Below are 26,692 nucleotides of genomic sequence, written 5' to 3' on the forward strand. Positions count from 1 at the left end.
CACCCACCCCACCCACCGGCGAGTGGACTAGACCTTTCATGCCCGCAAGGGCGAAACTACAGACGTGAAACACGTCATCGCCCTGGACGTAGGCGGCACCGCCATCAAGGCCGCGCTGGTCGCCCCGGACCACACCCTGCTCCACGAGACCCGCAGGCCGACCGAGCGCGCCAAGGGCCCCGAAGCCGTCGTGGCCGGCATCCTCGCCCTCGCCGCCGACCTCCGCGAGCACGGCCTGCGCGCGTACGGCGAGCCGGCCGCCGCGGCCGGCATCGCCGTCCCCGGCATCGTGGACACCGCCACCGGCACCGCCGTCTACGCCGCCAACCTCGGCTGGCGCGACCTCCCCCTCCGCGACCGCCTCAGCGACCACCTGGCCGGCACCCCCGTCGCCCTCGGCCACGACGTCCGCACCGGCGGCCTCGCCGAGGGCCGCGTGGGCGCCGGCCAGGGCGCCGACCGTTTCCTCTTCGTACCGCTGGGCACCGGCATCGCCGGAGCCATCGGCATAGACGGCCGCATCGAGGCCGGCGCCCACGGATACGCGGGCGAGATCGGCCACATCGCCGTACGCCACGGCGCCGACGCCGACGGCCTCGACTGCGGCTGCGGCGGCCGCGGCTGCCTGGAGACGATCGCCTCCGCGTCGGCGGTCAGCCGTGCCTGGGCGAAGGCGAGCGGCGACCCGGCCGCCGACGCCGCGGACTGCGCGAAGGCCGTGGCGTCGGGCGACCCCCGCGCCCGGATGGTGTGGCGGCACGCGGTGGAGGCGCTGGCCGACGGCCTGGTGACGGCCCTGACCCTGCTCGACCCGCGCGTGCTGATCATCGGCGGCGGCCTGGCCGAGGCGGGGGAAACCCTCTTCGCCCCCCTGCGCGCGGCGGTCGCCGAGCGCGTCACCTTCCAGAAGCTCCCCCGGATCGTCCCGGCGGCCCTCGGGGACACCGCCGGCTGCCTGGGCGCGGGCCTGCTCGCCTGGGACCTACTCGCAACGCACGACACGGAATCCACGGAATCCACGGAGGTATCCGCCTGATGATCGAACGAACGGTTCTCACCGGCGCCCGCGCAGTGCTGCCGACCGGGGTGGCGGAGGGGGGCCGCGTAACGATCGAGGGCGGCCGCATCGCGGAGAACGCCGCGCACGAGGCGCACGAGCTGGACCTGACCGGCCACTGGATCGTCCCCGGCTTCGTGGACATCCACGTCCACGGCGGCGGCGGAGCGTCCTTCTCGTCCGGCGACGCCGAAGAGGCGCTCACCGCGATCCGCACGCACCGCGCCCACGGCACCACCACCATGGTCGCCTCGACGGTCACGGGCGACCTGGACGACCTGGCCCGGCAGGCGGCGACCCTCGCCGAGCTGACCGAGCAGGGCGACCTGGCGGGCATCCACTTCGAGGGCCCGTTCATCTCCCCGCACCGCTGCGGCGCGCACCAGCCGGAGCTGCTGCGCGACCCGGACCCGGCGGACGTCCGCAAGCTCGTCGACGCGGCGCGCGGCGCGGCGCGGATGATGACGCTGGCGCCGGAGCTCCCCGGTGGCCTGGAGTCGGTCCGGCTGCTCGCCGAGCACGGCGTGATCGCGGCCGTGGGCCACACGGACTCCACGTACGAGGCCACCCTCGACGCCATCGAGGCGGGTGCGACGGTCGCCACCCACCTCTTCAACGCGATGCCGTCGCTGCTGCACCGCGCGCCCGGCCCGATCGCGGCGCTGCTGGAGGACGAGCGGGTCACGGTAGAGCTGATCAACGACGGCACCCATCTCCACCCGGCAGCCCTCCAGCTGGCCTTCACCAGTGCGGGCGCGGACCGGGTCGCGTTCATCACGGACGCGATGGGCGCGGCGGGCATGAGTGACGGGATGTACCCGCTGGGCCCGATGAGCGTCGAGGTCAAGGACGGCGTCGCGCGGATCGCGGACGGCCCGACGGCGGGCTCGATCGCGGGCTCGACCCTCACCCTCGACACGGCGTTCAAGCGCGCGGTGACGATCGACCGCCTGCCGGTCGAGGACGCGGTACGGGCCCTGTCGACGACCCCGGCGCGGCTGCTGGGCCTGTCGGACCGGATCGGCACGATCGAAACGGGCAAGGACGCGGACCTGGTCGTCCTGAACGGGACGTTCGACCTCGTCGGTGTGATGCGCAAGGGCGAATGGCTGGTTAAGCCGGAAGTGCGGTAATTATCCGCCCACTTCATCGAGAGCGGCGGGCCCGGGGGACTGTGCCCGCCGCCCCCGCTTTGGCATGATCGCTGGCGCGCACCCACCACCGTCGAGAGAGGCGCCGATGATCCTCACGGTCACGCTCAACGCCGCGCTCGATCTGACGTACCGCGTCCCCCGGTTGCTCCCACACACCTCGCACCGCGTCCGGCACTCGGCCGAACGGCCGGGCGGCAAGGGCGTGAACGTCGCGCGGGTGCTGGCCGCGCTGGGGCACGAGACGGTGGTCACCGGCTTCGCGGGCGGCGCCACGGGCGACACGCTGCGCCGGCTCCTCGCGGAGTCGACGGGCCCGCTGACGGACGCACTGGTGCCCATCACCGGCGCCACGCGTCGCACGGTGGCCGTCGTGGACGACGCGACCGGCGACGCGACACAGCTCAACGAGGCGGGCCCGGACGTCACTCCGGCCGAATGGGCCGCTTTCGACGACCGTTACGGCCACCTGCTGCGCGACGCCGAGGCCGTCGCCCTGTGCGGCAGCCTGCCGCCGGGCGTCCCCGTCGGCGCCTACGCCCACCTGATCCGCCAGGCCCGCGCCCGGCAGGTGCCGGTGCTCCTCGACACCAGCGGCGAACCCCTGCGCCGCGGCATCGCCGCCCGCCCGGACGTCGTCAAGCCCAACGCCGCCGAACTGGCCGCGCTGACGGGCTCCACGGACCCCCTCCCCGCCGCCCTGGACGCCCGCCGCCGCGGCGCCCACGCCGTCGCGGCGTCGCTGGGCCCCGAGGGGATGCTGGCCATCACCCCCACCGGCACCTGGCGCGCCACTCCGCCCACTCCCCTGCGGGGCAACCCCACGGGCGCGGGCGACTCGGCCGTCGCGGGCCTCCTCTCGGCCCTGACGGAGGGTCTGCCCTGGCCGGACCGCCTCATACGCGCGGTGGCCCTGTCGGCGGCGACGGTCCGGGCGCCGGGGGCGGGGGAGTTCGACGCGGGCGCGTACGAGGAGTTGAGGGCGGGCGTACGCGTAGAAACGCTGTGACCCCGGCGGCGCCTGAACACCCGTACCCACGGAAGGGTTGAGCAACCGCATGCCACTGACCCGCACCGCCGACTTGATGACCGCAGACGGAGCCGTCATGGCCTTCAACGTCATCACCGTGGAACACGCCGAGGCGATCGCACTCGGCGCGGAAGCGGCCGGCGCCCCGGCCATCCTCCAGATCTCCGAGAACGCCGTGAAGTTCCACGGCGGGAACCTCGCCCCCATCGCCGCCGCGACGGCAGCCGTGGCCCGCGCGTCGACGGCCCCGCTCGCCCTCCACCTCGACCACGTCGAGAGCACGGACCTCCTTCGCACCGCGCACGCCCACGACTTCAGCTCGGTAATGTTCGACGCGTCGAAGCTCCCTTATGGCGACAACGTCAAGGCCACATCCTCCGCCGCCCGCTGGGCCCACGAACGAGGCATCTGGCTGGAGGCCGAACTGGGCCGCATCGGCGGCAAGGCGGGCGACGCCCACACCCCCGGCGTCCGCACCGACCCGGCCGAGGCGGCCGCCTACGTGGCCGACACGGGCGTGGACGCCCTGGCCGTCGCGGTCGGCAGCACCCACGCCATGACCGAACGCACGGCCACCCTCGACCACGCCCTCATCACAACCCTCGCCACCACCCTCCCGGTCCCCCTGGTCCTCCACGGCTCCTCAGGCGTTCCGGACGCGGAAATCCGCCGCGCCATCGCTGCCGGCATCAAGAAAATCAACGTCGGAACGGCCCTCAACACCGCCTACACCGGCGCGGTCCGCGCCTTCCTGGAGGCCCATCCCTCCACCGTCGATCCCAGGAAATACCTAGCCCCCGCTCGCGAGGCGATGGCGGGGGCGGTAGCGGGTTTCCTGGGGGGCGTCAGCTGATCCAGACCTGGTCGAGGTGGGACTCGCACTCATTGCCAGGTTCACAGGAGAACTTCAGGGTGTTGGTGCCCTTGTTGAGCGTCACCTGGACCCAGCTGGTGAACCAGCCGTTCTCCCAGTCACCCGGCTTGGCGCCGTAGTTCTTCATCTTGATGGTACTGAAGGTCTTGTTGCCGTTGGCCCATGTGGTGAGGGTGGCGTCCTTGCCGGGCACGCCGTAGCGCAGGTTCAGCCGGTACTCCCCGGCCTTCTCGACGTCCACCGTCCACTCGACGGCCGCACCAGGCTGGTTCATGCCCGTGATGTAGATGCCCCCGTCAGCCTGGGCGCCCTTTACGGTCTTCTCCGTGGTCGCACCGCCGCTCAGCCGGAGGTTCGACGCGTCACGCTTCGTCTGGCTGTTGACCGAAGGATTCTTCGGCTTCTCGTCCTTGTCCTTTTCCTTCTTTTTCTTCGCGTCGTCGCCCTTGTCCTGCTCGTCGCCGCCGGGCTTCTCCTCGCCGCCCGCCGTCGTCTGCTTGTCGTCGGACGAGCTGTTGGTCAGCATGGCCACGCCGATGCCGCCCGCGACCACGAGTACGACCGCTATCGCGGCTATGAGCAGCCCGCGCCGCTTCGGCCGGGCCGGGGGCGTGCCATGGCCGCCGTGAGTGCCCTGGGCGCGGCCGCCGCTCTGGGCGGGCATACCGCCCGGCAGGGTTTCCGGCGCGGCGTAGTGCGGGTTCGGCCCGCCGGGTCGCTGTGCGGCCGCGCCGAGGTTGGATCCGACGCCCTGGGTGCCGCCGTATGTGCGGGAGCCCACCGGGCGGACCTGGTTGTAGGACGTGCGGGGAACGCCCGGCTGATAGGCGGCGGCCTGGTTCTGGCCGCCCTCGGTGGACCCGCCCTCCGAGCGGTACAGGTAACCGAACGGGTCGTCGTTCTCCGGCGCCCCGGACGCTCCCGAACCGTTGCCCGCGCCGTTGTTACCGGCCGTCATCCCCTGTCACTCCCCATATCCAACATGGTGTCCCCGTCGGCGGTGCCGCATCGGCGAAGCGTACCCCGAGCGGGTGTATTCACGCCGTGCGCCCCAGCCCAGGAAATCGGGACGAAGCGTGATCAAAGCGGCACTCGCCCGGAAGTCATCCGGCGCGTCTTCCCGCCTTCGCGCGCGCCCGCTTCTCCATGTACATCCGCTGGTCGGCGGAGTGCAGCACTTCGTCCGCGCTCATACCGCACCCGGCCCAGCCGATTCCGAAACTCGCCCCCACCCGGACGGCCCGGCCGTCGACCCTTATGGGCGGAATGATGGCATTCCGCAGCCGGGCGGCGAGATCCTCCGCGTCGGCGAGGGCCAGCCCGTCGGCGAGGACGACGAACTCGTCGCCGCCGAGCCGGGCGACGGTGTCGCCCTCCCGCACGCCGTTGCTCAGCCGCCGGGCGACCTCTATCAGCACCGCGTCGCCCGTGTGGTGGCCGAACCGGTCATTGATCAACTTGAAGCCGTCGAGGTCGCAGAAGAGGACGGCCAGGCCCTTGGTGCCGTCGTCGGCGTCCTCGTCCGGGGCGATCGCGTGCTCGTGGTGGTCGTAGGCGTGACCGTGGCCGTAGCCGTAGCCGACGGAGAGCCCGGAGAGACCCGGGCCGCCGCCGTAGTCCTCGGGCGGGAAGTCCGGCGCGTAGTCGGGCCCGGTGTCGGATCCGAAGCCGTGTCCGTGGCCATGACCAGGGGCGCCACCCGCCGTGAGAGCGCCCGCGGCGCCCGCCGCACCCGCCGGCAGCGGCTCCGGCACATACGCCGTGCTCTCCACGCTCGCGACCTCCGCGAAGCCGTCCAGCGCCCCGTACGGGCCGGCGGCCGCCGCCGCGTGGGTCTCGCTGCCGGGCGGGCGGCCGCAGAGCCGGCTGCTGAGGCGGGCTCGGAGCTCGGCGCTGTTGGGCAGGCCGGTCAGGGAGTCGTGGCTGGCGCGGTGGGCGAGCTGGAGCTCGTGCCGCTTGCGCTCCTCGATGTCCTCCACGTGGGTGAGCAGGAAGCGCGGGCCGTCGGCGGCGTCGGCCACGACCGAGTTGCGCAGCGACACCCAGACGAACGTGCCGTCGCGCCGCGCCAGCCGCAGCTCGGCGCGGCCGCCCTCGGCGGAGGTGCGGAGCAGGGTGCCTATGTCCTCGGGGTGGACGAGGTCGGCGAAGGAGTAGCGGCGCATCTGGGAGGCGGAGCGGCCGAGCAGCCGGCACAGCGCGTCGTTGGTGCGGTGGAGCCGGCCGTGCTGGTCGCCGCCCATCTCGGCGATGGCCATCCCGCTCGGCGCGTATTCGAACGCCTGCCGGAAGCTCTCCTCGCTGGCGCGCAGCGCCTGCTGTTCCCGTTCGAGCCGGACCAGAGCGCGTTGCATATTTGCGCGTAGACGAGCGTTACTGATCGCAATCGCCGCCTGCGACGCATACATCTGAAGAGCCTCCCGGCCCCATGCGCCGGGTCTACGGCCATTGCGCGGTTTGTCCACAGAGATGACGCCGAGCAGTTCGCCGCCCGAGGGGCCCGTGGAGTACATCGGGGCGAAGAGCCGGTCCATCGGGTGCCACTCGTCGGCGAAGCGCGGCGCGGGGCCGGCGGTGTGCCACTGGGGGACGTCGTCGTCGTCGAGGATCCAGCCCTCGGTGTACGGGATGAAGCGCAGATCGCCCCACTCGTCCCCCATCGCCAGCCGCCGCTCCCAGGACACGCGCGAGCCGACACGCCCCGCCATCAGGGCCTCCGCGCTGGCGCTGCCGGCCACGGCGGCGACGACCAGATCACCGTCCGGGCGGACGAGGTTGACGGCGGAGAGCTCGTAACCGAGCCCGGACACGACACCGTCGGCGACGGTCTGCAAGGTGTCCGCGAGGCTGCGCGCGGTGTTCAGGTCCGCGATCGCCCGATGGACCTGTTTCAGCGTGGCCAGGCGGACGTACGGCTCCGACTCGGTCTCCATAGCTCGCTCTCCCCCGAGACCTCGACAGCAAACTCCAGGCTTCTTGTTCGTCCGATTACCCGGCCACTGAATCACAGCGAGCTGACCACCCGGTACACAGGGTCAACAATTAGCGCCCTCTGTGACTCATGTCACAGAGGGCGTTGAAGTGCCACCCCTGGCGTTCGAGCGCGCTCTTATGCTTAATGAACGCAAATTCGACGGCCCTGAAAACGGCCCGGAAAAGACACGAACGGACATGATCAGGTCTCTTCCGGACCGATTCCCACGCGGACGTACGCGCACAGGCTCTCAGGACCTAGGACCCGATCGGAACCCCGACTGGTCCCCCGGCCCGATGCGTCTCATCCCCCGGGACGGCTAGCGTGCGAGGCGTGTTGCAGACGACTTCGCCCACCGAGACCGGCATAGCCCATCCTGAGGTAGTGACCGCCGAGCCCGACATCCACCGCCAGGGCCACCCCGAGGGGGTGACCGCCGACGAATTCCGCGCCGCCCTGACCCGGCTGGCGGCCGGCGTCGTGCTGCTGACCGCGCACGACCCGGAGGACGGCCCCCGCGGCGAGGACGTCGGCATGACGGCCACCGCCTTCGTCTCCGTCTCCCTGGACCCGCCCCTGGTGATGGTGAGCGTCCGCAACGGCTCCCGCATGGACGACCTGCTGGAGCGGCAGCCCTCCTGGGCCGTCTCCGTGCTCGCCGAGGGCCAGCGCACCGTCGCGGGCCGCTTCGCCATGAAGGGCCGCATCAGCGACCGGCTCCTCTTCGCGGACGTCCCCCACGAGCGCGGCGCGATCAGCGGCGCCCCCCTGATCGACGGCGCCCTGGCCGTCCTGGAGTGCCGCACCGAGCAGCGCGTGGTGGCCGGGGACCACACCCTCGTCATCGGCCGGGTGCTGCGCGCGGACACGCCCAGCACGGAGAGCGGCCCGCTGACGTACTTCCAGGGACGCTACCGCCACCTGGACTGACCGCAGGCGATCGAAGCCGGTCGCGGTCAGTGCCAATCGCGCCCGGAACGCCCCCGTTTGGTGTCGGCGCGCTGCTTCTTCTCGCGCAGCCGCCGCTCGTTGATGCCGCGCGGGATCTTCGTGGCCCGCCGCGGCTTCGGCGGCGGCGCGCTCGCCTCGGCCAGCAGCGCCGCCAGCCGCACGGCCGCCGCCTCGCGGTTCCGCCACTGCGAGCGGTGCTCGGAGGCCCGTACGGTCACGACGCCGCCGACGAGCCGGCCCGCGAGCCGCTCCAGCGCGCGCTGCTTCCACACCTCGGGCAGCGCGTTCGTCGCCGCGAGGTCGAAACGCAGCTCGACCTGGCTGTCGCTCGTGTTGACGTGCTGACCGCCCGGCCCGGAGGAACGCGAGAAGCGCCACATGAGCTCGGCCTCGGGGAGGGAGACGGAGCCGCGGATGACGTGGGGACCGGACATGCGTCCCATGTTCCCCTGCCGGACGCGAACACGTCACCTCGTTTTGCACGGGCCGAGCTGTCGCCAGGCCGGGCGTGCGGCGCGGCGGCGTCGCGTCGGCGGCGTCGGGCGTCGCGGCGGAACCGGCAAAGAAATTGAATCCTCCCCTCCCTGAAGGGAGGGGATTCCTGGCTCAGGCCGCCTCCTGGAGCAGCGCTCCAGGAGGTCTTCCGCCATCAGCGCCAGCCGGGTCGAGACCAGCCCGGACGAGCATCACGCGTGCGGAGTTCTTGTCCCTGGGGGATGAGACTCCGCACGTGGTGCAGGTGTAGGTGCGCTCTCCCAGCGGCAGTGCGTGCTTGGCTCTCGCATCGCAGTGCGCGCAGTCCATCGTGGTGTGCGCGGGGTGTACCAGGCGGATGATCCGCCCGTATTTGCGGCCCGTCTCGATCAGGGCGGCTTTGGTGGCGCCGATGGCGGCGTCAGCGGCCTTGCGGGCCATGGTGCTCTTGGCCAGGAACTTCGGGCGGAAGTCCTCGACAGCGATGACGTCGTGGTCGCGAACCACCTTCTTGGCCCACTTACGGCCGGTGTCCTCACGCTGCCTCGCGACCTTCTTGTGCGCCTTCGCCCTCAGTTTCCTCGCCTCGCGGTAGCCCTTCGATCCGGGCCGACCCTTCTTCGGCCTGCGGCGGGCCATCATCCGGTCGTACCGGGCCAGCTTCGCCCGCGCCTTCTTGCCGTACTCGGCATGCGGCAGGTCGTGGGCGTCGGATGTGGTGGTCGCGGTCTGCTTCACGCCCCAGTCGACGCCCAGTACGCGGCCGGTCTTCGGCAGGGGCTGGACCTGGGCGGGGACGACGAACGAGCAGTACCAGTGCCCCAGGCTGTCCTGATAGACGCGCACCGAGGACGGCTCGGCCGGCAGTTCCCGAGACCACACCACCGTGACGACGACGCCCCCGGCCAGGTGCAGCCGACCGTCCTTCAGCCGAAACCCGCACCGGGTGTAGTTGAGGGTCGGCAGCGCCTCACGCTTGGTCTTCCACTTCGGCATCCCGGCCCGGCGCGCCACAGGCAGGCGCTCCGCGATGTCCTTCTGGGCCTTGGCGCGGGAGCGGCCGAAGTCTCGGATGACCTGCTGCTGGGGAACCGACGAGCCCTCACGCAACCACGACGTACGGACGCGGGCTTCGGTCAGCATCTTGCAGAGTTGAGCCGGGCCGCACGTGGCCTTCTGACCGGTGGCCTTGTTGTGCAGGTACACGGCCCTGGACTTGGCGACGCACTCGTTCCACACCCACCGGCACCGGTCCCACTCCGCCACCAGAGCAGTGCGAGCGGCGGACGACACACGAAGCCGGTAGGTGTAGCGGGCATACCCGACCTCCGCAGCCACCCCCACCTGCGCCACCTCGCCCCCATGGCCCCCGGCCGGGAACCATGACATCCCCAGCCCTCAGAAGGACCATACGCACGACCGCCGCACACACGTACCCCGATCCCGCCGCCATCACCCCAACCGGCGACCGCAGGTATGCGCGTTCGCATTGCCCTGGCGGCTCCTGACAGCGATACGGGCGGTCCGCGCCCTGAACCGGCCGCGGCGACACTCCGCGTCACAACGCCCGGATGCGCTTCCTCCCCAGCGTGAACGCCGAGGCATCCTCGCAAGAAACAGGTAAAGCGGAAGGGAACCCCAGGTCCCCCACATGGCGTTATCAGGGGTGTGACGGCGGCCTGGAGCGCGCCGCGAGTCGACGTAGAAGCAGAAAGGGACCCATCCCATGGCTGTAAGCCTGTCCAAGGGCGGCAACGTCTCCCTCACCAAGGAGGCCCCGGGCCTGACGGCCGTCACGGTCGGCCTCGGCTGGGACGTCCGCACCACCACCGGCACGGACTTCGACCTCGACGCCAGCGCCATCGCCGTGAACGCGGGCGGCCGGGTCTACTCCGACGCCCACTTCGTCTTCTTCAACAACAAGTCGACGCCGGACCAGTCCATCGTCCACACCGGTGACAACACCACCGGCCAGGGCGAGGGCGACGACGAGCAGATCAACGTGAACCTGGCGGCCCTCCCGGCCGACATCACGAAGATCGTCTTCCCGGTCTCCATCTACGACGCCGCGGCCCGCTCGCAGAACTTCGGCCAGGTCCGCAACGCCTACATCCGCATCGTCAACCAGGCCGGCGGCGCCGAGATCGCCCGCTACGACCTCAGCGAGGACGCGGCCACCGAGACGGCCATGGTCTTCGGCGAGCTCTACCGCAACGGCGCCGAGTGGAAGTTCCGCGCGGTCGGCCAGGGCTACGCCTCGGGCCTCGTCGGCATCGCCCAGGACTTCGGCGTCAACGTCTGACGAAGTCGACGTCTGACGAACGACGGAGGGCCGCGCCACCCCGCACCAGCGGGACGGCGCGGCCCTCCGCGTACCCGCCTCAGTAGGCGACTCAGTAAGCGACTCAGCAAGCGCCTCAGTAGGCGACGGTGAACCGGGCCCGCCGGTGCCGGGGCTCCTCGGCCTCGTCCAGCAGGGCCACGGCCAGGTCCTCCATGGAGACGGCCGAATTCCCCTCGCCGTCGACGAGCAGTTCGTCGCGGCCCAGCCGGTACGCGCCCGTCCGCTCCCCGGGCTCCAGCAGCGCCGGCGGGCTCAGGTACGTCCAGTCCACCGTCTCGTCGGCGGCACGGCAGACGGCCAGTTGCTCACCGCAGGCCAGCGCGATGGGGCGCACCTCCTCGGGCACGTACACCGGGTCGTCGACGATGGGCGCGAGGCCGCCGCTGCCCGGTACGAAGAGACTCCCCGCGCCGCCGACGAGCAGCAGCCGGGTCCCGGCCTTCCCGGCACCGGCCAGCAGGGCCTCCGCCATGGCGACGAGCTCCCGCTCCTGCCCCGGGGCGGGCCGGGTGGCGCTGATGACCAGGTCCTGCCCGGCGCTCAAGGCAGCGACATCCTCGGCGTTTCCCGCGTCGCCGGTGCGTATTTCCGCTGCCTCGGGCAGCCCCGCCGCCCGCGCCCGGGCGGGATCGCGGACGACGGCGGTGACGACGTGCCCCCGGGCCAGGCCCTCGGCGACGACACGGCGCCCGACGTTACCGGCGGCTCCGAAAACGGTGATGTGCAGGGACTTCCGCATGATTCTCAGCTCCTCTGACGAGCAGGTTGACGGGACTGCTGAAGCGACTGCCGGCGGGACCGCCGGCCGGATCCGGACTGTGTCTGAGCCACGAGCAGGGCGCCCAGGACGACCAGCCCGCCCAGCCCCTGTGCGGCGGTGAGGGACTGGCCGAGCGCGAGCCAGCCGAGCGCGGTGGCGACGACGGGGCTCAGCAGCCCGAGGAAGGTGACGTCCGTGGCGGGCAGCGCCTGGATGCCCCGGAACCACAGCGCGTAGGCGAACGCGGAGCCGACGACGGCCAGATAGCCGTACCCGGCGAGGTTCGCCCCGGTGAGCGAGGTGGGCGGCGCGCCTTCCACGACGAGGGCGACCGGGAGCAGCAGCACGCCTCCGGCGACGAGCTGCCAGCCCGTCGCCGCGAGCGGCGGCACGGACGAGGCCCAGCGCTTGCTGAGCACGACGCCGGTGGCCATCACCACCGCGCCGCCGAGCGCGGCCGCCACCCCGATCCCGTCGAGCCGCGCGTCGGCCCGCAGGACGAGCAGGCTGACGCCGGCGACGCCCGCCGCGCCGGCGAGCACCGTGCGCAGCGAGAGCCGCTCCCCCAGGAGGCCGGTGGAGAGCCCGGCGGCCAGCAGGGGCTGGACGGCCCCGACGGTGGCGGCGACGCCGCCGGGCAGCCGGTACGCGGCGACGAACAGCAGCGCGAAGAACGCCCCGATGTTGAGCGCCCCCAGCACCAGCGCCCGCCACCACCAGACGCCCTTCGGCAGCCGCCGGGTGACGGCCACCAGGACGAGCCCCGCGGGCAGCGCCCGTATGACGGCCGCCAGCAGAGGCCGGCCGGGCGGCAGGAACTCCGTGGTGACGGCGTAGGTGGTGCCCCAGATGGCGGGCGCCAGCGCGGTGAGGAACACGATCCCGATCCGATTGCTTAGCACTAAGCCAATATAACTCAGCACTAAGCTATTGGTGAGCGATCCGGTGATCCGCCTCCGTGATCTACCTCACCGCTAAGACATTGCTAGGCTGAGGCCGTGGCAGATCACGTCGACCGAGTACTGGAACAGTGGGCACGCGAGCGGCCCGACCTGGACCCCTCCCCCATGGCCGTGATCGGCCGCCTGAACCGGCTGCACCAGCTGGTCAACACCGAGCTCCGGCGCACGTTCGCCGCGCACGACCTGGACGCCGCCTCCTTCGACGTCCTCGCCACCCTCCGCCGCAACGGCCCCCCGCACCGCCTCACACCGGCCGAGCTGATGCGCTCGTCGATGGTCACCTCCGGCGCCATCACCCAGCGCCTCGACCGCCTCGAGGCCCGCGGTCTCGTCACCCGCACCCGCAGCGACCACGACGGCCGCAGCGTCGTCGTCTCCCTCACGGACGAGGGCCGCGCCCTCATCGACCGCGCCCTCCCGGACCACGTCGCCACGGAGGAACGCCTCCTGGCGGTCCTGAGCCCGGGCGAGCGGGAGGCGCTGACGGGATCGCTGCGGGCACTGCTGGAGTCGATGGGCGACAGGACGGGGTGAGGCGGCGGGACGGGGTGGAACGCGACAGCCCCCGGGGCTCTGCCGCTCAGTCCAGCCGGGCGTCCGCGTAGACGGCCATCGCGTCACGCTGGTAGGCGGCCAGCCCCTCGGCGATCCTGTCGAAGTTCGCGCGGAACCGCGGGTCGTCGACGTAGGTCTGCCCCACCCCCTTGTACGCGCAGGCGTTCGGGGTCCAGAAGCTGCACACGCTCCGGTAGTGGATCTCCACCTCGGCCTGCACCGCCGGGTCGGTGACGGGGACGCCGGCCACCATGAACTCCGCCATGCGGACCATCTGCGCCGTCGCCTCCCGCTGCCACCGCTCCATGTCCTCGGCGGTCATCGCCTCGGTGGCCCGCCGGGACTGCTCCCACTGCTGCGGCCACCGCTCCCGCACCTCCGCCTCCACCTCGGCACCGGCATGGTCGAAACCCTCGAACAGGTTCTCCGGCCGGTTGATCTTCGTCATGCCGTCGCCGCCCTTTCCTTCCTCCAGTTCGGCGATGGTGCGGCTGACGGTGCGCACGAGCGTCTCCAGACGGTCGCGCTCGCCCAGCAGGCGCTCGTGGTGCTCGCGGAGCGCGGCCAGCCGGTCGACCTGGCTGTCCAGGACCGCCTGGATATCGCGCAGCCCCAGGCCCAGCTCCCGCATCAGGAGGATCTGCTGCAACCGCAGCAGATCGGCCTCCTCGTAGTGGCGGAGCCCGCCGTGCCCGGTCCACGCGGGCGGCAGCAGCCCGATCTCGTCGTAGTGCCGCAGAGTCCTGGACGTCACCCCGGACATCCGGGCCACATCCGCGATCGACCAGGCCATCCGTCTCAGCCTTCCATCACCGGGCCGGCGTCTCCGGCCCCGGGAAGGACCGTAGGAGTTGACGCAACGGTAACCGCAAGCCCGCCCGCACGGCTCCGCCCCCGTCCCCATCCCCGGGATGCGGCGCGGCGGGAACGCGGCGATCCTGAAGCCGTCAGGCATTCCGTAAGGAGGACGACCATGTCCATGCTCGACAAGCTCAAGAGCCTGCTCCAAGGGCATGAGGACACAGCCCGGCAGGGCGTCGAGAAGGCCGGCGACGCGTTCGACGCGAAGACGGGGAACAAGTACCAGAGCCAGGTCGACACCGCGCAGCAGAAGATCAACGAACAGCTGGGCACCCAGGAACGGAAGCCGGACGACCAGCCGTGACGCGATCTCCCCTCACCGCGGCCCGCCTCACCACAGCCTGTCGATCTCCCCGGAGTACAGCCCGATCCGGCTGTCGCGGAACGACGCGGCGCCCCGCCGCCCCCGCTCGGTGAAGAAGTCCGCCATCGTGACCTTGTCGAACCCCGGGCGGTCGCTGGGGAAGGGGGCCTCCGGGGTGCCCCCGACGAGCACGGCGCCCTCCAGTACGCGCCACCCGGCCCCCTCGTAGAAGCCCCGCAAGGGCCGGTCGCAGGTGAAGATTCCAAGGTCCGCACCGCTTTTCGCGATGATTTCACGGGCGGCAGCCACGAGCTGCCGCCCGTGTCCTTTGCCCTGGTGCGCCTCGGCCGTGACGACCGAGCTCAGGCCCGCGGCCCGGTAGCGGACGCCCTCGTGCTCGATGCCCTTCCGCAGGACGTCGAGCACCGCCGTGACTTCACCCTCCGGCGTTACCAGCAGTATCGTCAGCGGATTCAACGCGGGATCGTGCGGGATTCCCCCCAGGCCCGGCCACGCCTGTTCGCGCAACGCATGCGCCTGTACGCGGAATTGCTCCGGAAGGTAGTCCTCCGCGTACATTCCGATATCCATTCCCGCCACCCCTTTCCCTCTGTTCAACTGCCCTTCACCACCAGTTGAACACATCTTCCCCACCTCCCAACTCACCGCATAGCGGATCCAATCCACCGCTCAGCGTTTACCGGCAGATCAAATCCTTGTTGCGCCCCTGTCAATCTCCCTCCATCGATGGCACGCTCTCCTCAATTCGCTCCTGCATCACTCCTGACGCAACGGTGCGGCCTTCGCCAGGGCTGCCCGTAACCCCCCTCTTAGGAGATCGAGTTGAGAAGCATCACCGCCACCCCCCGTAAGAACTCCCTGCGTGCCGCCGCACTTGTCGCCTCCGCCGCCATGGTCGTCATCGGTGTGCAGTCGGGTTCGGCGAACGCCTCGGCCGAAAAGGCCGAGGGCGGGCAGCAGTTGGCGCTGTCGGCCGGGCAGCGGGCCTCCGCCGTCAAGGAGGCACAGGGCGAGGCTTCCTCGACCGCCGCGAGGATCGGCCTGGACGCCGGCAAGGAGAAGCTGGTCGTCCGTGACGTCGTGAAGGACACCGACGGCACGGTTCACACGCGCTACGAGCGCACGTACGAGGGCCTGCCGGTGCTCGGCGGCGACCTGGTGGTGCACCAGAAGAAGAACGGCGCCCGCGACGTCACCAAGGCGACCGACGCCAAGATAGCCGTGCCCAGCACCACGCCCGCCCTCGCGCCCGCCGCCGCCAAGAAGAGCGCGCTGAGCGTCGCCGCCGGCAAGGAGACCGCGAAGGCCGACGCCGACCGCGCGCCGCGCAAGGTCGTCTGGGCCGCGCAGGGCAAGCCGGTCCTGGCGTACGAGACCGTGGTCACCGGCGTCCAGAAGGACGGCACGCCCAGCAAGCTGCACGTGATCACCGACGCGAACACCGGTGAGAAGCTGTTCCAGGACGAGGCCATCGAGACCGGCACCGGGACCAGCACCTACAGCGGAAAGGTTTCGCTGAGCACCACCAAGTCGGGCTCCGGCTTCACGCTCACCGACGGCGACCGCGGCGGCCACAAGACGTACGACCTCAACCAGGGCACCGACGGCACCGGCGCGCTCTTCACCAACGCCAGCGACGTGTGGGGCGGCGGCCGGCAGTCCGCGGGCGTCGACGCCCACTACGGCGCGGCCGTCACCTGGGACTTCTACAAGAACGTGCTCGGCCGCAGCGGCATCAAGGGCGACGGCAAGGGCGCCTACTCCCGCGTCCACTACGGCAGCGGCTACGTCAACGCCTTCTGGGACGACGAGTGCTTCTGCATGACGTACGGCGACGGCGAGAACGACGCCAAGCCGCTGACCTCGCTCGACGTGGCCGCCCACGAGATGACCCACGGCGTCACCTCCGCCACCGCCAACCTCCGCTACAGCGGTGAGTCCGGCGGTCTGAACGAGGCCACCTCCGACATCTTCGGCACCGCCGCCGAGTTCTACGCCAACAACGCCACCGACCCGGGCGACTACCTCATCGGCGAGAAGGTCGACATCAGGGGCGACGGCAGCCCGCTGCGCTACATGGACAAGCCGAGCAAGGACGGCCGCTCCAAGGACTACTGGTCGTCCTCCCTGGGCAGCGTCGACGTCCACTACTCCTCCGGCCCCGCCAACCACTTCTTCTACCTGCTGTCCGAGGGCAGCGGCAGCAAGGTCGTCGGTGGCGTGAGCTACAACAGCCCCACCTACAACAACTCCAAGATCACGGGCATTGGCCGGGACAAGGCCACCAAGATCTGGTACAAGGCCCTGACCACGTACTTCACCTCCACCACCAACTACAAGGCCGCCCGCACCGGCACCCTCAAGGCCACCGCGGACCTCTACGGCGCCAACAGCAACGAGTACAAGACGGTCGCCGCCACCTGGACCGCGATCAACGTGAAGTAACGCCGCACGGGTACACCCCCACCGGTACACCCCCCAGCGCCCCCGTCGCCCCTGTGGCGGCGGGGGCGCGCCCGTCGTACGTACCATGAAGCGTGATCGACCTCGGCTACTCCCTCTCCCGCCGCTTCCCGGACCCCCCGCAGACGGACTACCGCACCGCCGACGTGCACGCCCTGCGGCACGACCTCTTCTGCGGCGACGTCTACCTGGCCGACGTCAAGGAGGACCGGGAACTGTCCACAGCCTGGGGATGGGTGCCGGTGCTCGACTTCGCGTGGGCGCTGTGCGACATCGTCGAGAAGATCGACCGCGATCCCCGGGGCAGCCGCTCGGCGCAGACGCAGTTCGCCGAGCTGGACTTCACCGAGTCCACCGACTGCCTGGTCTTCGAGCGCCGCTTCGGCTGGGTGGAGGTCACGGCCGACTGGGCGCCGGACGACCCGCCGCTGACCTTCGACCACAAGGCCCTGCGCCGCGAGGCCCGCGATTTCCTCCACGACCTGATCGCGGATCTGGTGGACATGCACGACGGGCTCGCCGACAACCCCGTCATCTGGGACCTCCAGGGCCGCTTCCCCCGGGTCTGAGCGCCGGCGCCGCCTCTTGACCTCAATCTTGGTTGAGGTTGAAGACTCGTGACCGTCCCCGTGACGATCTTCGAGGAGAGCGCCATGCACGCCATCCGTCTGCACGCCTTCGGCCCCGCCGAGAACCTGCGCCACGAGCGCGTCGAGGACCCCGTTCCCGGCCCCGGCCAGGTCCGGGTGGCCGTGACGGCCGCGGGCGTCCATCTCGTCGACACCACCCAGCGCGCCGGGGACCCCGGCAACCCGTACGGCCTGCCCGAGCTGCCGGCCGTCCCGGGCCGGGAGGTCGCGGGCACCGTCGACGCCCTCGGCGAGGGCGTCGACCCCCGCTGGCTCGGCCGGCGCGTCGTGGCCCACCTGGGCCGTACCGCCCCCGGCGGCGGCTACGCGGAGCTGGCCGTCGCCGACGCCGCCAGACTCCACGAGCTGCCGGACGGGCTCGCCGAGGACCGCGCCATCGCCATGATCGGCACAGGCCGCACCGCGCTCGGCATCCTGGGCTTCACGGAGCTGGGCGAGGACGACGTCGTGATCGTGACGGCCGCCGCGGGCGGCATCGGCTCCCTGCTCGTGCAGTACGCCAGGAACGCCGGCGCCACCGTCGTCGGGCTGGCCGGCGGGCCGGTCAAGGTCGCGCACGTCGGCGCGCTGGGCGCGGACATCGCGCTCGACTACAACGACCCCGAGTGGGCCGAGCGGGCCCGTACGGCCCTGTGGGGGCGCGCCGCGACGGTCGTGTTCGACGGCGTCGGCGGCCCGGCCGCGGACGCCGCGCTCGACCTGCTGGCGCCCGGCGGGCTGCACCTGGTCTTCGGCTGGTCGGCGCGGGGCACGGTCGGCGGCGGGCCCCAGGGGCCCGACCCGGCCTGGCTCGCCGAGCGTGGCATCACCTCGCACAATGTGCTCGGCCCGGCCATGCTGGAACGGTTCGGCGGGGGCGAGACCGGGCTGCGGCGGCTGGAGGAGCTGTCCCTGGCGGAGGCCGCGGCGGGGCGGGTCGTACCGGCCGTGCAGCGCTTCCCGCTCGCCGAGGCCGCCGCCGCCCACCGGGCGCTGGAGACGCGCGGCACGATGGGCAAGGTCGTGCTCGTCCCCTGAGCCGCCCGTTCCGGGATACGCCGAAATATGTCGAACTAGCGGCCGATCGGTTGCCGGGGGGCGTATTTCACCCGGCGGGCCTAGGCTGGATCGCGAGCTTCTGCACGTCGCGCACGCCGCGCACGTCGCATGCAGCGCGAAAGCACGCGAGAGCGGGTACCCATGAGCTCGAACGAGCCCCCCATAGCCGGCTCCGACCCCCGCCGCTGGTGGGGGCTGGTGGTGATCGCACTGGCGCAGCTGATGGTCGTGCTCGACGCGACCATCGTGAACATCGCTCTCCCCTCGGCCCAGCGTGAGCTCGGGATGACCGACGCCCACCGGCAGTGGGTCATCACCGCCTACTCCCTCGCCTTCGGCGGGCTCCTGCTGCTCGGGGGCAGGATCGCCGACCGTGTCGGGCGCAAACGCACCTTCACCCTGGGCCTCGTCGGTTTCGCGGTCGCCTCCGCGCTCGGCGGCGCCGCGCACAGCCAGGGCACGCTCTACGCGGCCCGCGCCCTTCAGGGCGTCTTCGCGGCGGTGCTGGCGCCCTCGGCGCTGTCGCTGCTGACGACGACGTTCACGGATCTGCGCGAGCGCGGCAAGGCGTTCGGGATCTACGGCGCCATCGCGGGCGGCGGCGCCGCCATCGGGCTGATCACCGGCGGTCTGCTGACCGAGTACCTGGACTGGCGCTGGTGCCTGTACGTCAATGTGCCGATCGCCCTGGTCGCGCTGGTCGGGGCGGTCTGGCTGCTGCGCGACCACCGGCCGCCCCCGGCCGACCGGCCGAGCCTCGACCTGCCCGGGGTGGTGCTGGGCTGCGGCGGGCTCGTGGCCGTCGTGTACGCGTGCAGCGAGGCCGAACCGCACGGATGGTCCAGCCCGTTGGTCCTCGGGCTGCTGTGCGGCGGAGTGGTGCTGCTGGCGGCCTTCGCCCTGTGGCAGACGCGGGCGCGCAGCCCGCTGCTGCCGCCGCGTGTCATCGGGGACCGCAGCCGGGGCGGCGCGATCACGACGATGGCGCTGGCGGTCGTGGGGATGTTCGGGATGTTTCTGTTCATGACCTACTACATGCAGGTCGTGCTCGGGTACTCACCGCTCCGGACCGGGCTGGCCTTTCTGCCGCTGACGGGCGCGATCGTGCTCGCCTCGACGCAGGTCTCGGCGCGGCTGATGACCCGGCTGCCGCCCCGGCTGCTGATGGTGCCGGGCGCGCTGCTCGCGGCGGCGGGGCTGTTCCTGCTGACGTTCCTGACCGCCGAGCCGGCCTACGCCTCGCACGTCCTGCCCTCCGAGATCCTCGTCGGGTTCGGCATGGGCCTGATCTTCATGCCGGTCGTCAACGTCGCCACGTCCGGGGTGGCGCCGCGCGACTCCGGAGTCGCCTCGGCGACGGTGAACACCGCGCAGCAGGTGGGGGGTTCGATCGGGACGGCGCTGCTGAACACGATCGCGACGTCGGTGGCCGTCGAGGCCGGTGTCGTCCACGGCTTCGCCGTCGCCATGGCGTGGGGGGCGGGGATCATGCTGCTGGCGGCGGTGGTCGCGGGCGTGCTCGTCAACGCGCGGGCGCCGCAGCGGATGGCGGCGCCCGCCGCGGCGCACGACTACGACCCGCACCGGATGCGGGTGGTGTGAGGGCTAGCCCACCACCCGCAGCTCACGCGCCGTGTTGTTCAGCCTCCGCGCCCCCGTCTCCGTGCACGCCACGATGTCCTCGATCCGCACCCCGAACCGCCCCGGCAGATAGATGCCCGGCTCGATCGAGAAGCACATCCCCGGTACCAGCGGCAGGTGTTCGCCCTCCACCATGTACGGCGGCTCGTGCGTCGTGACGCCGATGCCGTGCCCCGTGCGGTGGATGAAGTACTCGCCGTAGCCCGCGCGGCGGATGACCTGGCGGGCCACGCGGTCGACGTCCTGGCAGGCCACGCCGGGGCGCACCGCCTCGAACGCCGCCTGCTGGGCCTCGCGGACGACGTCGTGGACCTTGCGTTCCTCCGCCGTCGGCTCGCCCACGTGCACCGTGCGGGTCGTGTCGGAGCCGTAGCCGTCCTTGAGGCCGCCGAAGTCGAGGACGACCATGTCGCCGTTCTCGATGACGCGGTCGCCCGCCTCGTGGTGGGGGTTGGCGCCGTTGGGGCCCGAGCCGACGATCGTGAAGTCGACCTGGGAGTGGCCGTGTTCGCGGAGCAGCCGGGCGAGGTCGGCGGCCACCTCGTGCTCGCGGCGCCCGGCGAAGCGCACGTCCACGATCGCCTCGTACGTGGCGTCGGCGGCCGCCCCGGCGGCGGCGAGCAGCTCGACCTCGTGGGCGTCCTTCACCGCCCGCAGCATCGGGAGGACCTCCGTGAGCGCCCCGAAGCCCGCTCCCGGGGCCGTTCGCTGGAGGGCCAGCAGGTGGAGCGCCCAGGTGGCGTCGGAGACGCCGTAGCGGCCCCGCGGGTCGAGGTGGCCGGCGAGGACGGTGTACGGGTTCTCGCCGTCGACCCAGCCGGTGATCTCCAACGCACCCGCTCCCGGTGAGTGCTGGGCGTCGGGCCGCTCCAACTGGGGCACCACGAGCAGGGGCTTGCGGCCGGGGACGAGCAGCAGGGCCGTGAGGCGCTCGGTGACGGCCGGGACGCGGTATCCGCAGAGCCAGCCGAGATCGGGGCCCGGGGAGATGATCAGACCGGCCAGGCCCGCCTCGACGGCGGCCAGGACGGCGCGTTCCATACGCGCGGCATAGAAATCGACATCGCTCATGAGGGCAGCGTAATCCGGACGAAGGCGGTCGGCCGAGTGACCTCTACCCCACGGGTGAGAGGGTCTCCATCGGCCCTCCTCCTCAAGGTTGAGAGGTTTCCGGGGCTTCCCCACCCCAGGGCCGATTTCCCTCTGATTCCCCGGAATTTTGTTGTGGACGGGGAACTCCAGTCCCTAGCGTGTTCATGCCGATACCACACATACGAACACACGTACACGCATGCTGTTAAGAGGTAGTTGAGGAGCGTTATGTTCCGTCGAGTCGGGCGGTTCGCCGTCCACCGGCCCTGGCTCACGATCGCGGGCTGGATCATCGCGGCCGTGGCACTCGCCATGTTCGCCCCGAGCCTGAAGTCCACCACGGACGAGACCGAGTTCCTGCCCTCGCACTACGAATCGGTGCGGGTCGGGAATCTCCAGCAGAAGGCCTTCCCGCAGACCGAACAGCCCGCCGCCATCGCGGTGTTCCAGCGCGCCGACGGCGGCAAGCTGGACGACGCCGACAAGCGCGACGTCGTCAAGGTCGCCGCCGGGCTCGACGGCAAGCACCGCGAGAAGATAGCCAAGGTGGTCACCGACCCCAAGGCCGTCTCCCCCAACGGCGAGGTGGCCCTGGCCAACGTCTACGCCACCACCAAGAATTTCAACGACGAGACGCTGCCGGACTCCGTCAAGAAGCTGCGCGACGACGCCAAACCGCTGCTGAGCGGCACCCATCTGAAGATGGGCATCACGGGCCAGGCCGCCACCCAGCTCGACGCCAAGGAGTCCTCCAGCGACACCGACGCCATGGTCATGTCGGCGACGTTCCTGCTGATCATCGTGCTGCTGCTGGTCATCTTCCGCAGCCCGTTGATCGCCGTCCTGCCCGTCATCATCATCGCCGTCGTCTCGATGGTCGCCACCGGCCTCATCGGCACCGCCGCCGAGGTCGGCGGACTGAAGGCCGACTCCTCCATCTCCGCGATCCTGATCGTCGTCCTCTTCGGCGTCGGCACCGACTACATCCTCTTCCTGCTCTTCCGCTACCGCGAGCACCTCCGCCAGGGCCAGGAGCCCAAGGAGGCCCTCGTCGAGGCCGTGGCCCGGGTCGGCGAGACCATCGCCTCGGCCGCCGGGGCGGTCATCGTCGCCTTCCTCGCCCTGCTGCTCTCCACGCTGGGCATGATGCGGGCGATGGGCCCCTCGCTGGCCATCTCCGTGGCCGTCACGCTCGTCGCGGCGCTCACGCTCGTGCCCGCCGTCTTCTCCCTCCTCGGGCGCGCGGCGTTCTGGCCGTCGAAGGGCTGGCGCAAGCAGCCGAGGAACCGCTTCGCGAACGGTGTCGGCGGGCTGGTCGCCCACCGCCCCGGTGTGGTCGCCGTCCTGTCCACCGCCGTCCTCGCCGTCCTCGCCGTGGGCGCCTTCAGCTTCAAGCCCCAGTTCGACACCAGCAGCCAGATGCCGCAGAAGCTGGAGTCCGTCCAGGCCATGAAGGACCTGCAGCGCGGCTTCTCCGCCGGCCAGTCCGACCCGGCCATGGTCTACCTCAGCGCCAAGGACGGCGCCCGCCTCGACCGGGCCGCGCTGGAGACCTTCCGCGGCAGGCTCGCCGCCGTCGACGGGGTCGGCACGGCCGCGCCCGCCGTCGTCAACGCCGACGGCACCGTCGCCCAGTACAGCGTGATCCTCAAGTACGCGCCCACCGCCGACAAGGCCATCGACCTCGCGGGCGGCGAGCTGCGCGAGGCGGCCCACGCCGCCGCGCCCTCCGGCACCGAGGCCCTCGTCGGCGGCACCTCCGCCGTCCTCGCCGACATCGAGGACGCCGTGGGCCACGACTACCGGGTCGTCTTCCCCGCCGCCGGACTGGCCATCATGATCATCCTCGGTCTGCTGCTCCGCAGCCTGGTCGCGCCCTGGTATCTGATGATCGCCGTGGCCCTGGGCTTCGGCGCCACCCTCGGCTCCACCGTCTGGCTCTTCCAGGACATCAAGGGCGAGCACGGGCTGCTCTTCATGCTGCCGGTGATCGTCTATCTCTTCGTCGTCGCGATCGGCACCGACTACAACATCCTGATGGTCGCCCGCCTCCGCGAGGAGGTCCGCCGCGGCGTCCCGCCCAAGGAGGCCATCCGCACGGCCGTGGCCCAGTCCACCCCGACCGTCGCCTCCGCCGCGATCATCCTCGCCGGCACCTTCGGCGTGCTGGTCCTCGCCGACAACTCCATGCTCCAGCAGATGGGCTTCGCCGTCGGCTTCGGCATCCTGCTCACCGCCTTCGTGATGGCGATGCTCCTGGTGCCCACCGTCACCTCGCTGCTGGGCCACAAGGCCTGGTGGCCGGGCCACCAGGACTCGCCCCAGGTGCCCGCCGGGGAGACCCCCGCCCACGAGGACCGGATGACCCGCCGGAGCTGAAAACCGGACCCGTGACGCACAAGAACCGCAGGCCCTCCGAGGAGGGCCTGCGGTTCCGCGTTTCTTCACCGAGCCGCCTGTCGGACTCGAACCGACGACCTTCGCTTTACAAGAGCGGTGCTCTACCAGCTGAGCTAAGGCGGCATGCGAGACGCAGTCTACCCACAACGACTTCGTGACCCGCCATCTGCTGACAACGGCCCTCCACCCCGGTAGCGTCACGGGAAACCCAGCCCGATTGGACTGGACCACTCCCTCTACTCGGATCGTCCGGCACGTTCCTGCCGGTGAAGGGATCACATCACCATGGCCACGGTCACGTACGACAAAGCCACCCGGATCTACCCGGGATCCGACAAGCCCGCCGTCGACCAGCTCGACATCGCCATCGAGGACGGGGAGTTCCTGGTCCTCGTCGGCCCCTCCGGCTGCGGCAAGTCCACCTCCCTGCGGATGCTCGCGGGACTGGAGGACGTCGACGGCGGCGCGATCCGCATCGGCGACCGGGACGTCACCCACCTGCCGCCCAAGGACCGGGACATCGCCATGGTGTTCCAGAACTACGCGCTCTACCCGCACATGACCGTGGCCGACAACATGGGCTTCGCCCTGAAGATCGCGGGCGTGCCGAAGGCCGAGATCCGCCAGAAGGTCGAGGACGCCGCCCGCATCCTGGACCTCACCGAGTACCTGGGCCGCAAGCCCAAGGCCCTCTCCGGCGGCCAGCGCCAGCGCGTGGCCATGGGCCGCGCCATCGTCCGCGAACCGCAGGTCTTCCTCATGGACGAGCCGCTGTCCAACCTCGACGCCAAGCTGCGCGTCCAGACCCGCACCCAGATCGCGAGCCTCCAGCGCCGCCTCGGCATCACCACCGTCTACGTCACCCACGACCAGGTCGAGGCCATGACCATGGGCGACCGCGTCGCCGTGCTCAAGGACGGCCTGCTCCAGCAGATCGACTCCCCGCGCAACATGTACGACCGGCCGGCCAACCTCTTCGTGGCGGGCTTCATCGGCTCCCCCGCGATGAACCTCGTCGAGGTGCCGATCACCGACGGCGGGGTGAAGTTCGGCTCCGACGTCGTGCCCGTGCCCCGCGAGGCGCTGACCACCGCCGCCGACAAGGGCGACCGCACGGTCACCGTGGGCGTCCGGCCCGAGCACTTCGAGGTCGTCGAGCGGCCCGAGGGCAAGGGCGGCGAGCCCGGCGGCGTCGCCGTGACCGTCAACGTCGTCGAGGAGCTCGGCGCCGACGGCTACGTCTACGGCACCGCCGAGGTCGGCGGCGAGCAGAAGGACATCGTGGTCCGCGTCAACGGCCGCCGCGTGCCCGAGAAGGGCTCCGTGCTCCACGTCGTACCGCGCACCGGTGAGCTGCACGTGTTCTCCACGTCCAGCGGCGAGCGCATCGGCGACTGAGCGTAACCGAGGACGCGCGCCCCGGCGGCAAATACCCCGGCACACCGCTCATTTCGAGCTCCGTACGTCAACTCAACCGTCATTCTGATAACCATCGACATCCCCCGACCGGGTGACTAAATGGAGCGGCTTCATTACGCCTCGCTACCATCTGCGGCATGAACCAGGCCGCCCGCCGCATCGGCAGAACCCTCGCTCTCGTCCTCCCGGTCGTTCTCGTGCTCTCGGGGACTCTCGCGGTGACCCGCGTTCCCTGGGCGGCGCCGACCGCCGAGTCGCAGGTCCTCACCGCCTCCTCCGACAACGCCTCGACCGTCGCCAAGGCCCGCGCGCCGCACGAGGTGCTGCGCGACAAGCTGCTGCTGGAACTCCAGGAGAAGAACCCCGGCGTCGCCCTCACGCACCTTCAGGAGGCGACCAACGGCCGTCCCACGCTGGCCCAGCACTGCATGGCGATCGCCCGCGCCCTGGGCGAGGCCGCGCGCAAGAAGTACGGGGAGCGCAAGGCCCAGTCCTTCGCCCGTCCCGTCTGCGACACGGCCTTCGCCGCCGGCGTCCAGAGCCACTGACCGCTTCCACCGCCGGCCGCACCACCGCACGCGGCACCGCATATCGTGCGGAGCATGACCGGCACGCAGCACAGCCCGTACACCCTGTACCCGACGCAAGCCGTGATCCTGGCCGGAGGCCAGGGTTCGCGGCTCCGTCCGTACACCGACGACCGTCCCAAGCCGATGGTCGAGATCCCCGGCACGGGAGTCCCGATCATCGGCCATCAACTCGCCTGGCTGGCCGCCGAGGGCGTCACCGACGCCGTGGTCTCGTGCGGCCATTTGGCGCGTGTCCTGGAGGACTGGCTCGCGTCGGCCGAGCTGCCGCTGCGGGTGACGACGGTCGTCGAGCCCGAGCCCCTCGGCCGGGGCGGCGGCCTGCGCCACGCGGCCTCCTCCCTGCCCCGCCCCGACGAGCCCTGGTACGCCACCAACGGCGACATCTGGACCCGGTTCTCGCTGCGCGAGATGGCCGCGTTCCACCATGAGCGGGACGCCACGGCGACGCTCGCGCTGGCCCGGCCGCGCATCCCCTGGGGCGCGGTGAAGACCGACGAGTTCGGGCACGTCCTGGACTTCGTCGAGGCCCCGCCCTCGCCGTATCTCATCAACGCCGGCGTCTATGTCTTCTCGCCCGCCTTCACGGCCCTGCTGCCCGAGCGCGGCGACCACGAGCGCACCACGTTTCCGCGTCTGGCGCGCGAGCGCCGCCTCGCGGGCTTCCCGCTGCCGCAGGGGGCGTACTGGCGGGCGATCGACACGGCGAAGGACCTCGCGGAAGCGGCGAAGGAACTGGCGCGCTGAGCGCCCCGTCAGGGGCGCGGAACGGTCCCGCACCCCAACAGGGCGCGGGACCGTTCGCGTACCGGCGAGGACTAGCCGAGGAGCCCTCCGAGCGCCCCTCCGCCGGAGGAGCCGCCGCCCGAACCGCTCGTGGAGCCGCCCGAACCGCCACCGGTCGAGCTACCCGTCGTCGCCCCCGAAGAGCTGCGCTGCGGGGCCGCCGGAGCCGGTGCCTGGTGCGGGGACTGCGGCGCCGGGCGGACGCTGCCCGCGCTCCCGCTGGTCTGCCCGGCGCCGCCCGCGGACGCCGTGGGCGTACGGACCGTGCCGGCCGGGGCGGACGGGGTGGCCCCGGGGG

25 protein-coding genes, 1 tRNA gene and 2 pseudogenes are annotated in these 26,692 nt (G+C 71.4%); 17 read left to right on the forward strand and 11 right to left on the reverse strand.

Translation table 11 applies throughout. The features are described from left to right. The first annotated feature begins 64 nt into the window (after nt 1-64). From K6I33_RS09025 to K6I33_RS09040, 4 genes are all read left to right on the forward strand, one after another. Nucleotides 65-1,036, forward strand: a complete 972-nt coding sequence (locus K6I33_RS09025) for an ROK family protein (RefSeq protein ID WP_229349649.1) — start codon at nt 65-67, stop codon at nt 1,034-1,036. Then, the gene (gene nagA, locus K6I33_RS09030) at nt 1,036-2,190 is read left to right on the forward strand and encodes an N-acetylglucosamine-6-phosphate deacetylase (RefSeq protein ID WP_229349651.1); all 1,155 of its coding nucleotides are present in this window, start codon (nt 1,036-1,038) and stop codon (nt 2,188-2,190) included. Before K6I33_RS09025 ends, nagA begins: the two co-directional genes overlap by 1 nt. A 106-nt stretch (nt 2,191-2,296) precedes the next feature. After that, nucleotides 2,297-3,217: a 1-phosphofructokinase family hexose kinase gene (locus tag K6I33_RS09035; protein WP_229349653.1), complete on the forward strand. Its 921-nt coding sequence runs from the start codon at nt 2,297-2,299 to the stop codon at nt 3,215-3,217. 49 nt (nt 3,218-3,266) lie between these two features. Next, complete coding sequence (locus K6I33_RS09040) at nt 3,267-4,091, forward strand: class II fructose-bisphosphate aldolase (RefSeq protein WP_229349655.1); 825 nt, start codon at nt 3,267-3,269, stop codon at nt 4,089-4,091. Here K6I33_RS09040 and K6I33_RS09045 read toward each other — a convergent pair. The 3 genes and pseudogenes from K6I33_RS09045 to cdgB all read right to left on the reverse strand — a co-directional run. Further along, nucleotides 4,084-5,070: a CBM35 domain-containing protein gene (locus K6I33_RS09045; protein ID WP_229349658.1), complete on the reverse strand. Its 987-nt coding sequence runs from the start codon at nt 5,068-5,070 to the stop codon at nt 4,084-4,086. The genes K6I33_RS09040 and K6I33_RS09045 overlap by 8 nt on opposite strands. Nucleotides 5,071-5,215: 145 nt before the next feature. Then, nucleotides 5,216-5,812, reverse strand: a pseudogene (locus K6I33_RS36565) (GGDEF domain-containing protein); the annotation flags it as partial. Between the two features lie 102 nt (nt 5,813-5,914). Further along, a pseudogene (gene cdgB / locus K6I33_RS36570) lies at nt 5,915-7,045 on the reverse strand (diguanylate cyclase CdgB); the annotation flags it as partial. Between the two features lie 407 nt (nt 7,046-7,452). Here cdgB and K6I33_RS09055 point away from each other — a divergent pair. Continuing rightward, nucleotides 7,453-8,016, forward strand: coding sequence for a flavin reductase family protein (locus K6I33_RS09055; protein ID WP_229349691.1), 564 nt, complete (start codon nt 7,453-7,455; stop codon nt 8,014-8,016). Nucleotides 8,017-8,042: 26 nt separating this feature from the next. On the opposite strand, the gene arfB is transcribed toward K6I33_RS09055, so the two are convergent. Both arfB and K6I33_RS09065 read right to left on the reverse strand, forming a co-directional pair. Then, nucleotides 8,043-8,480, reverse strand: coding sequence for an alternative ribosome rescue aminoacyl-tRNA hydrolase ArfB (gene arfB / locus K6I33_RS09060; protein WP_229349663.1), 438 nt, complete (start codon nt 8,478-8,480; stop codon nt 8,043-8,045). 163 nt (nt 8,481-8,643) lie between these two features. Next, entirely contained in the window at nt 8,644-9,900 is a 1,257-nt protein-coding gene (locus tag K6I33_RS09065) for a transposase (RefSeq protein ID WP_238491394.1), read from the reverse strand. Between the two features lie 337 nt (nt 9,901-10,237). On the opposite strand from K6I33_RS09065, the gene K6I33_RS09070 reads away from it, so the two are divergent. Then, on the forward strand, nt 10,238-10,813 hold the full coding sequence (locus tag K6I33_RS09070) for a TerD family protein (RefSeq protein WP_126915482.1): 576 nt from the start codon (nt 10,238-10,240) through the stop codon (nt 10,811-10,813). A gap of 115 nt (nt 10,814-10,928) precedes the next feature. Here the strand turns inward: K6I33_RS09070 and K6I33_RS09075 are convergent, their stop codons facing one another. Together K6I33_RS09075 and K6I33_RS09080 are read right to left on the reverse strand one after the other, a co-directional pair. Beyond that, nucleotides 10,929-11,594 (reverse strand): NAD(P)-dependent oxidoreductase, encoded by a 666-nt coding sequence (locus K6I33_RS09075; RefSeq protein WP_374283876.1) that lies wholly within the window; start codon nt 11,592-11,594, stop codon nt 10,929-10,931. Between the two features lie 5 nt (nt 11,595-11,599). Continuing rightward, entirely contained in the window at nt 11,600-12,493 is an 894-nt protein-coding gene (locus tag K6I33_RS09080) for an EamA family transporter (RefSeq protein ID WP_374283879.1), read from the reverse strand. Between the two features lie 120 nt (nt 12,494-12,613). On the opposite strand from K6I33_RS09080, the gene K6I33_RS09085 reads away from it, so the two are divergent. Beyond that, nucleotides 12,614-13,111, forward strand: coding sequence for a MarR family winged helix-turn-helix transcriptional regulator (locus K6I33_RS09085; protein WP_229349667.1), 498 nt, complete (start codon nt 12,614-12,616; stop codon nt 13,109-13,111). Nucleotides 13,112-13,157: 46 nt separating this feature from the next. Here K6I33_RS09085 and K6I33_RS09090 read toward each other — a convergent pair whose 3' ends face one another. Further along, entirely contained in the window at nt 13,158-13,925 is a 768-nt protein-coding gene (locus tag K6I33_RS09090) for a MerR family transcriptional regulator (protein ID WP_229349669.1), read from the reverse strand. A 180-nt stretch (nt 13,926-14,105) separates the two neighbouring features. Between K6I33_RS09090 and K6I33_RS09095 the strand changes: the two genes are divergently transcribed. Beyond that, on the forward strand, nt 14,106-14,297 hold the full coding sequence (locus K6I33_RS09095; protein WP_229349671.1) for an antitoxin: 192 nt from the start codon (nt 14,106-14,108) through the stop codon (nt 14,295-14,297). Between the two features lie 27 nt (nt 14,298-14,324). Here K6I33_RS09095 and K6I33_RS09100 read toward each other — a convergent pair whose 3' ends face one another. Next, on the reverse strand, nt 14,325-14,888 hold the full coding sequence (locus K6I33_RS09100) for a GNAT family N-acetyltransferase (RefSeq protein ID WP_229349674.1): 564 nt from the start codon (nt 14,886-14,888) through the stop codon (nt 14,325-14,327). A 321-nt stretch (nt 14,889-15,209) separates the two neighbouring features. Between K6I33_RS09100 and K6I33_RS09105 the strand changes: the two genes are divergently transcribed. The 4 genes from K6I33_RS09105 (at nt 15,210) to K6I33_RS09120 (ending at nt 20,071) form a co-directional block, all read left to right on the forward strand. Further along, nucleotides 15,210-16,763, forward strand: coding sequence for a M4 family metallopeptidase (locus K6I33_RS09105; RefSeq protein ID WP_374283886.1), 1,554 nt, complete (start codon nt 15,210-15,212; stop codon nt 16,761-16,763). Between the two features lie 92 nt (nt 16,764-16,855). Next, nucleotides 16,856-17,350, forward strand: coding sequence for a hypothetical protein (locus K6I33_RS09110; RefSeq protein ID WP_229349678.1), 495 nt, complete (start codon nt 16,856-16,858; stop codon nt 17,348-17,350). A gap of 84 nt (nt 17,351-17,434) precedes the next feature. Continuing rightward, nucleotides 17,435-18,448 (forward strand): zinc-binding dehydrogenase, encoded by a 1,014-nt coding sequence (locus K6I33_RS09115; RefSeq protein WP_229349698.1) that lies wholly within the window; start codon nt 17,435-17,437, stop codon nt 18,446-18,448. Between the two features lie 162 nt (nt 18,449-18,610). Continuing rightward, complete coding sequence (locus tag K6I33_RS09120; protein WP_229349679.1) at nt 18,611-20,071, forward strand: MFS transporter; 1,461 nt, start codon at nt 18,611-18,613, stop codon at nt 20,069-20,071. Between the two features lie 3 nt (nt 20,072-20,074). Here the strand turns inward: K6I33_RS09120 and K6I33_RS09125 are convergent, their stop codons facing one another. Continuing rightward, the gene (locus K6I33_RS09125) at nt 20,075-21,181 is read right to left on the reverse strand and encodes an aminopeptidase P family protein (RefSeq protein WP_229349681.1); all 1,107 of its coding nucleotides are present in this window, start codon (nt 21,179-21,181) and stop codon (nt 20,075-20,077) included. A gap of 249 nt (nt 21,182-21,430) precedes the next feature. Here K6I33_RS09125 and K6I33_RS09130 point away from each other — a divergent pair, with 249 nt between their 5' ends. Continuing rightward, complete coding sequence (locus K6I33_RS09130) at nt 21,431-23,581, forward strand: MMPL family transporter (RefSeq protein ID WP_229349683.1); 2,151 nt, start codon at nt 21,431-21,433, stop codon at nt 23,579-23,581. A 71-nt stretch (nt 23,582-23,652) separates the two neighbouring features. On the opposite strand, the gene K6I33_RS09135 is transcribed toward K6I33_RS09130, so the two are convergent. Next, nucleotides 23,653-23,725 (reverse strand) — tRNA-Thr (locus K6I33_RS09135). A gap of 162 nt (nt 23,726-23,887) precedes the next feature. On the opposite strand from K6I33_RS09135, the gene K6I33_RS09140 reads away from it, so the two are divergent. The 4 genes from K6I33_RS09140 to K6I33_RS09155 all read left to right on the forward strand — a co-directional run. Then, nucleotides 23,888-25,000 (forward strand): ABC transporter ATP-binding protein, encoded by a 1,113-nt coding sequence (locus K6I33_RS09140; RefSeq protein WP_229349685.1) that lies wholly within the window; start codon nt 23,888-23,890, stop codon nt 24,998-25,000. A 158-nt stretch (nt 25,001-25,158) separates the two neighbouring features. Then, nucleotides 25,159-25,569, forward strand: coding sequence for a hypothetical protein (locus tag K6I33_RS09145; protein ID WP_189453356.1), 411 nt, complete (start codon nt 25,159-25,161; stop codon nt 25,567-25,569). A gap of 54 nt (nt 25,570-25,623) precedes the next feature. Beyond that, nucleotides 25,624-26,355, forward strand: a complete 732-nt coding sequence (locus K6I33_RS09150) for a nucleotidyltransferase family protein (RefSeq protein ID WP_229349687.1) — start codon at nt 25,624-25,626, stop codon at nt 26,353-26,355. A 129-nt stretch (nt 26,356-26,484) separates the two neighbouring features. Next, nucleotides 26,485-26,692 (forward strand): hypothetical protein (locus K6I33_RS09155; protein WP_229349689.1); only part of this gene is annotated, 208 nt, incomplete at its 3' end.

It is taken from the genome of Streptomyces sp. UNOB3_S3 (assembly GCF_020740895.1).
Lineage (GTDB): Bacteria > Actinomycetota > Actinomycetes > Streptomycetales > Streptomycetaceae > Streptomyces.

Excerpts from the sequence above, each read along its gene's own strand:
- K6I33_RS09130 (WP_229349683.1), top strand. The coding sequence starts at position 21,431 with ATGTTCCGTCGAGTCGGGCGGTTCGCCGTCCACCGGCCCTGGCTCACG.
- K6I33_RS09035 (WP_229349653.1), top strand. The coding sequence starts at position 2,297 with ATGATCCTCACGGTCACGCTCAACGCCGCGCTCGATCTGACGTACCGC.
- nagA (WP_229349651.1), top strand. The coding sequence starts at position 1,036 with ATGATCGAACGAACGGTTCTCACCGGCGCCCGCGCAGTGCTGCCGACC.
- K6I33_RS09150 (WP_229349687.1), top strand. The coding sequence starts at position 25,624 with ATGACCGGCACGCAGCACAGCCCGTACACCCTGTACCCGACGCAAGCC.
- K6I33_RS09040 (WP_229349655.1), top strand. The coding sequence starts at position 3,267 with ATGCCACTGACCCGCACCGCCGACTTGATGACCGCAGACGGAGCCGTC.
- K6I33_RS09140 (WP_229349685.1), top strand. The coding sequence starts at position 23,888 with ATGGCCACGGTCACGTACGACAAAGCCACCCGGATCTACCCGGGATCC.
- K6I33_RS09125 (WP_229349681.1), bottom strand. The coding sequence starts at position 21,181 with ATGAGCGATGTCGATTTCTATGCCGCGCGTATGGAACGCGCCGTCCTG.
- K6I33_RS09145 (WP_189453356.1), top strand. The coding sequence starts at position 25,159 with ATGAACCAGGCCGCCCGCCGCATCGGCAGAACCCTCGCTCTCGTCCTC.
- K6I33_RS09115 (WP_229349698.1), top strand. The coding sequence starts at position 17,435 with ATGCACGCCATCCGTCTGCACGCCTTCGGCCCCGCCGAGAACCTGCGC.
- K6I33_RS09045 (WP_229349658.1), bottom strand. The coding sequence starts at position 5,070 with ATGACGGCCGGTAACAACGGCGCGGGCAACGGTTCGGGAGCGTCCGGG.
- K6I33_RS09070 (WP_126915482.1), top strand. The coding sequence starts at position 10,238 with ATGGCTGTAAGCCTGTCCAAGGGCGGCAACGTCTCCCTCACCAAGGAG.
- K6I33_RS09105 (WP_374283886.1), top strand. The coding sequence starts at position 15,210 with ATGGTCGTCATCGGTGTGCAGTCGGGTTCGGCGAACGCCTCGGCCGAA.
- K6I33_RS09090 (WP_229349669.1), bottom strand. The coding sequence starts at position 13,925 with ATGGCCTGGTCGATCGCGGATGTGGCCCGGATGTCCGGGGTGACGTCC.
- arfB (WP_229349663.1), bottom strand. The coding sequence starts at position 8,480 with ATGGGACGCATGTCCGGTCCCCACGTCATCCGCGGCTCCGTCTCCCTC.
- K6I33_RS09120 (WP_229349679.1), top strand. The coding sequence starts at position 18,611 with ATGAGCTCGAACGAGCCCCCCATAGCCGGCTCCGACCCCCGCCGCTGG.
- K6I33_RS09075 (WP_374283876.1), bottom strand. The coding sequence starts at position 11,594 with ATGCGGAAGTCCCTGCACATCACCGTTTTCGGAGCCGCCGGTAACGTC.
- K6I33_RS09065 (WP_238491394.1), bottom strand. The coding sequence starts at position 9,900 with ATGTCATGGTTCCCGGCCGGGGGCCATGGGGGCGAGGTGGCGCAGGTG.
- K6I33_RS09095 (WP_229349671.1), top strand. The coding sequence starts at position 14,106 with ATGTCCATGCTCGACAAGCTCAAGAGCCTGCTCCAAGGGCATGAGGAC.
- K6I33_RS09100 (WP_229349674.1), bottom strand. The coding sequence starts at position 14,888 with ATGGATATCGGAATGTACGCGGAGGACTACCTTCCGGAGCAATTCCGC.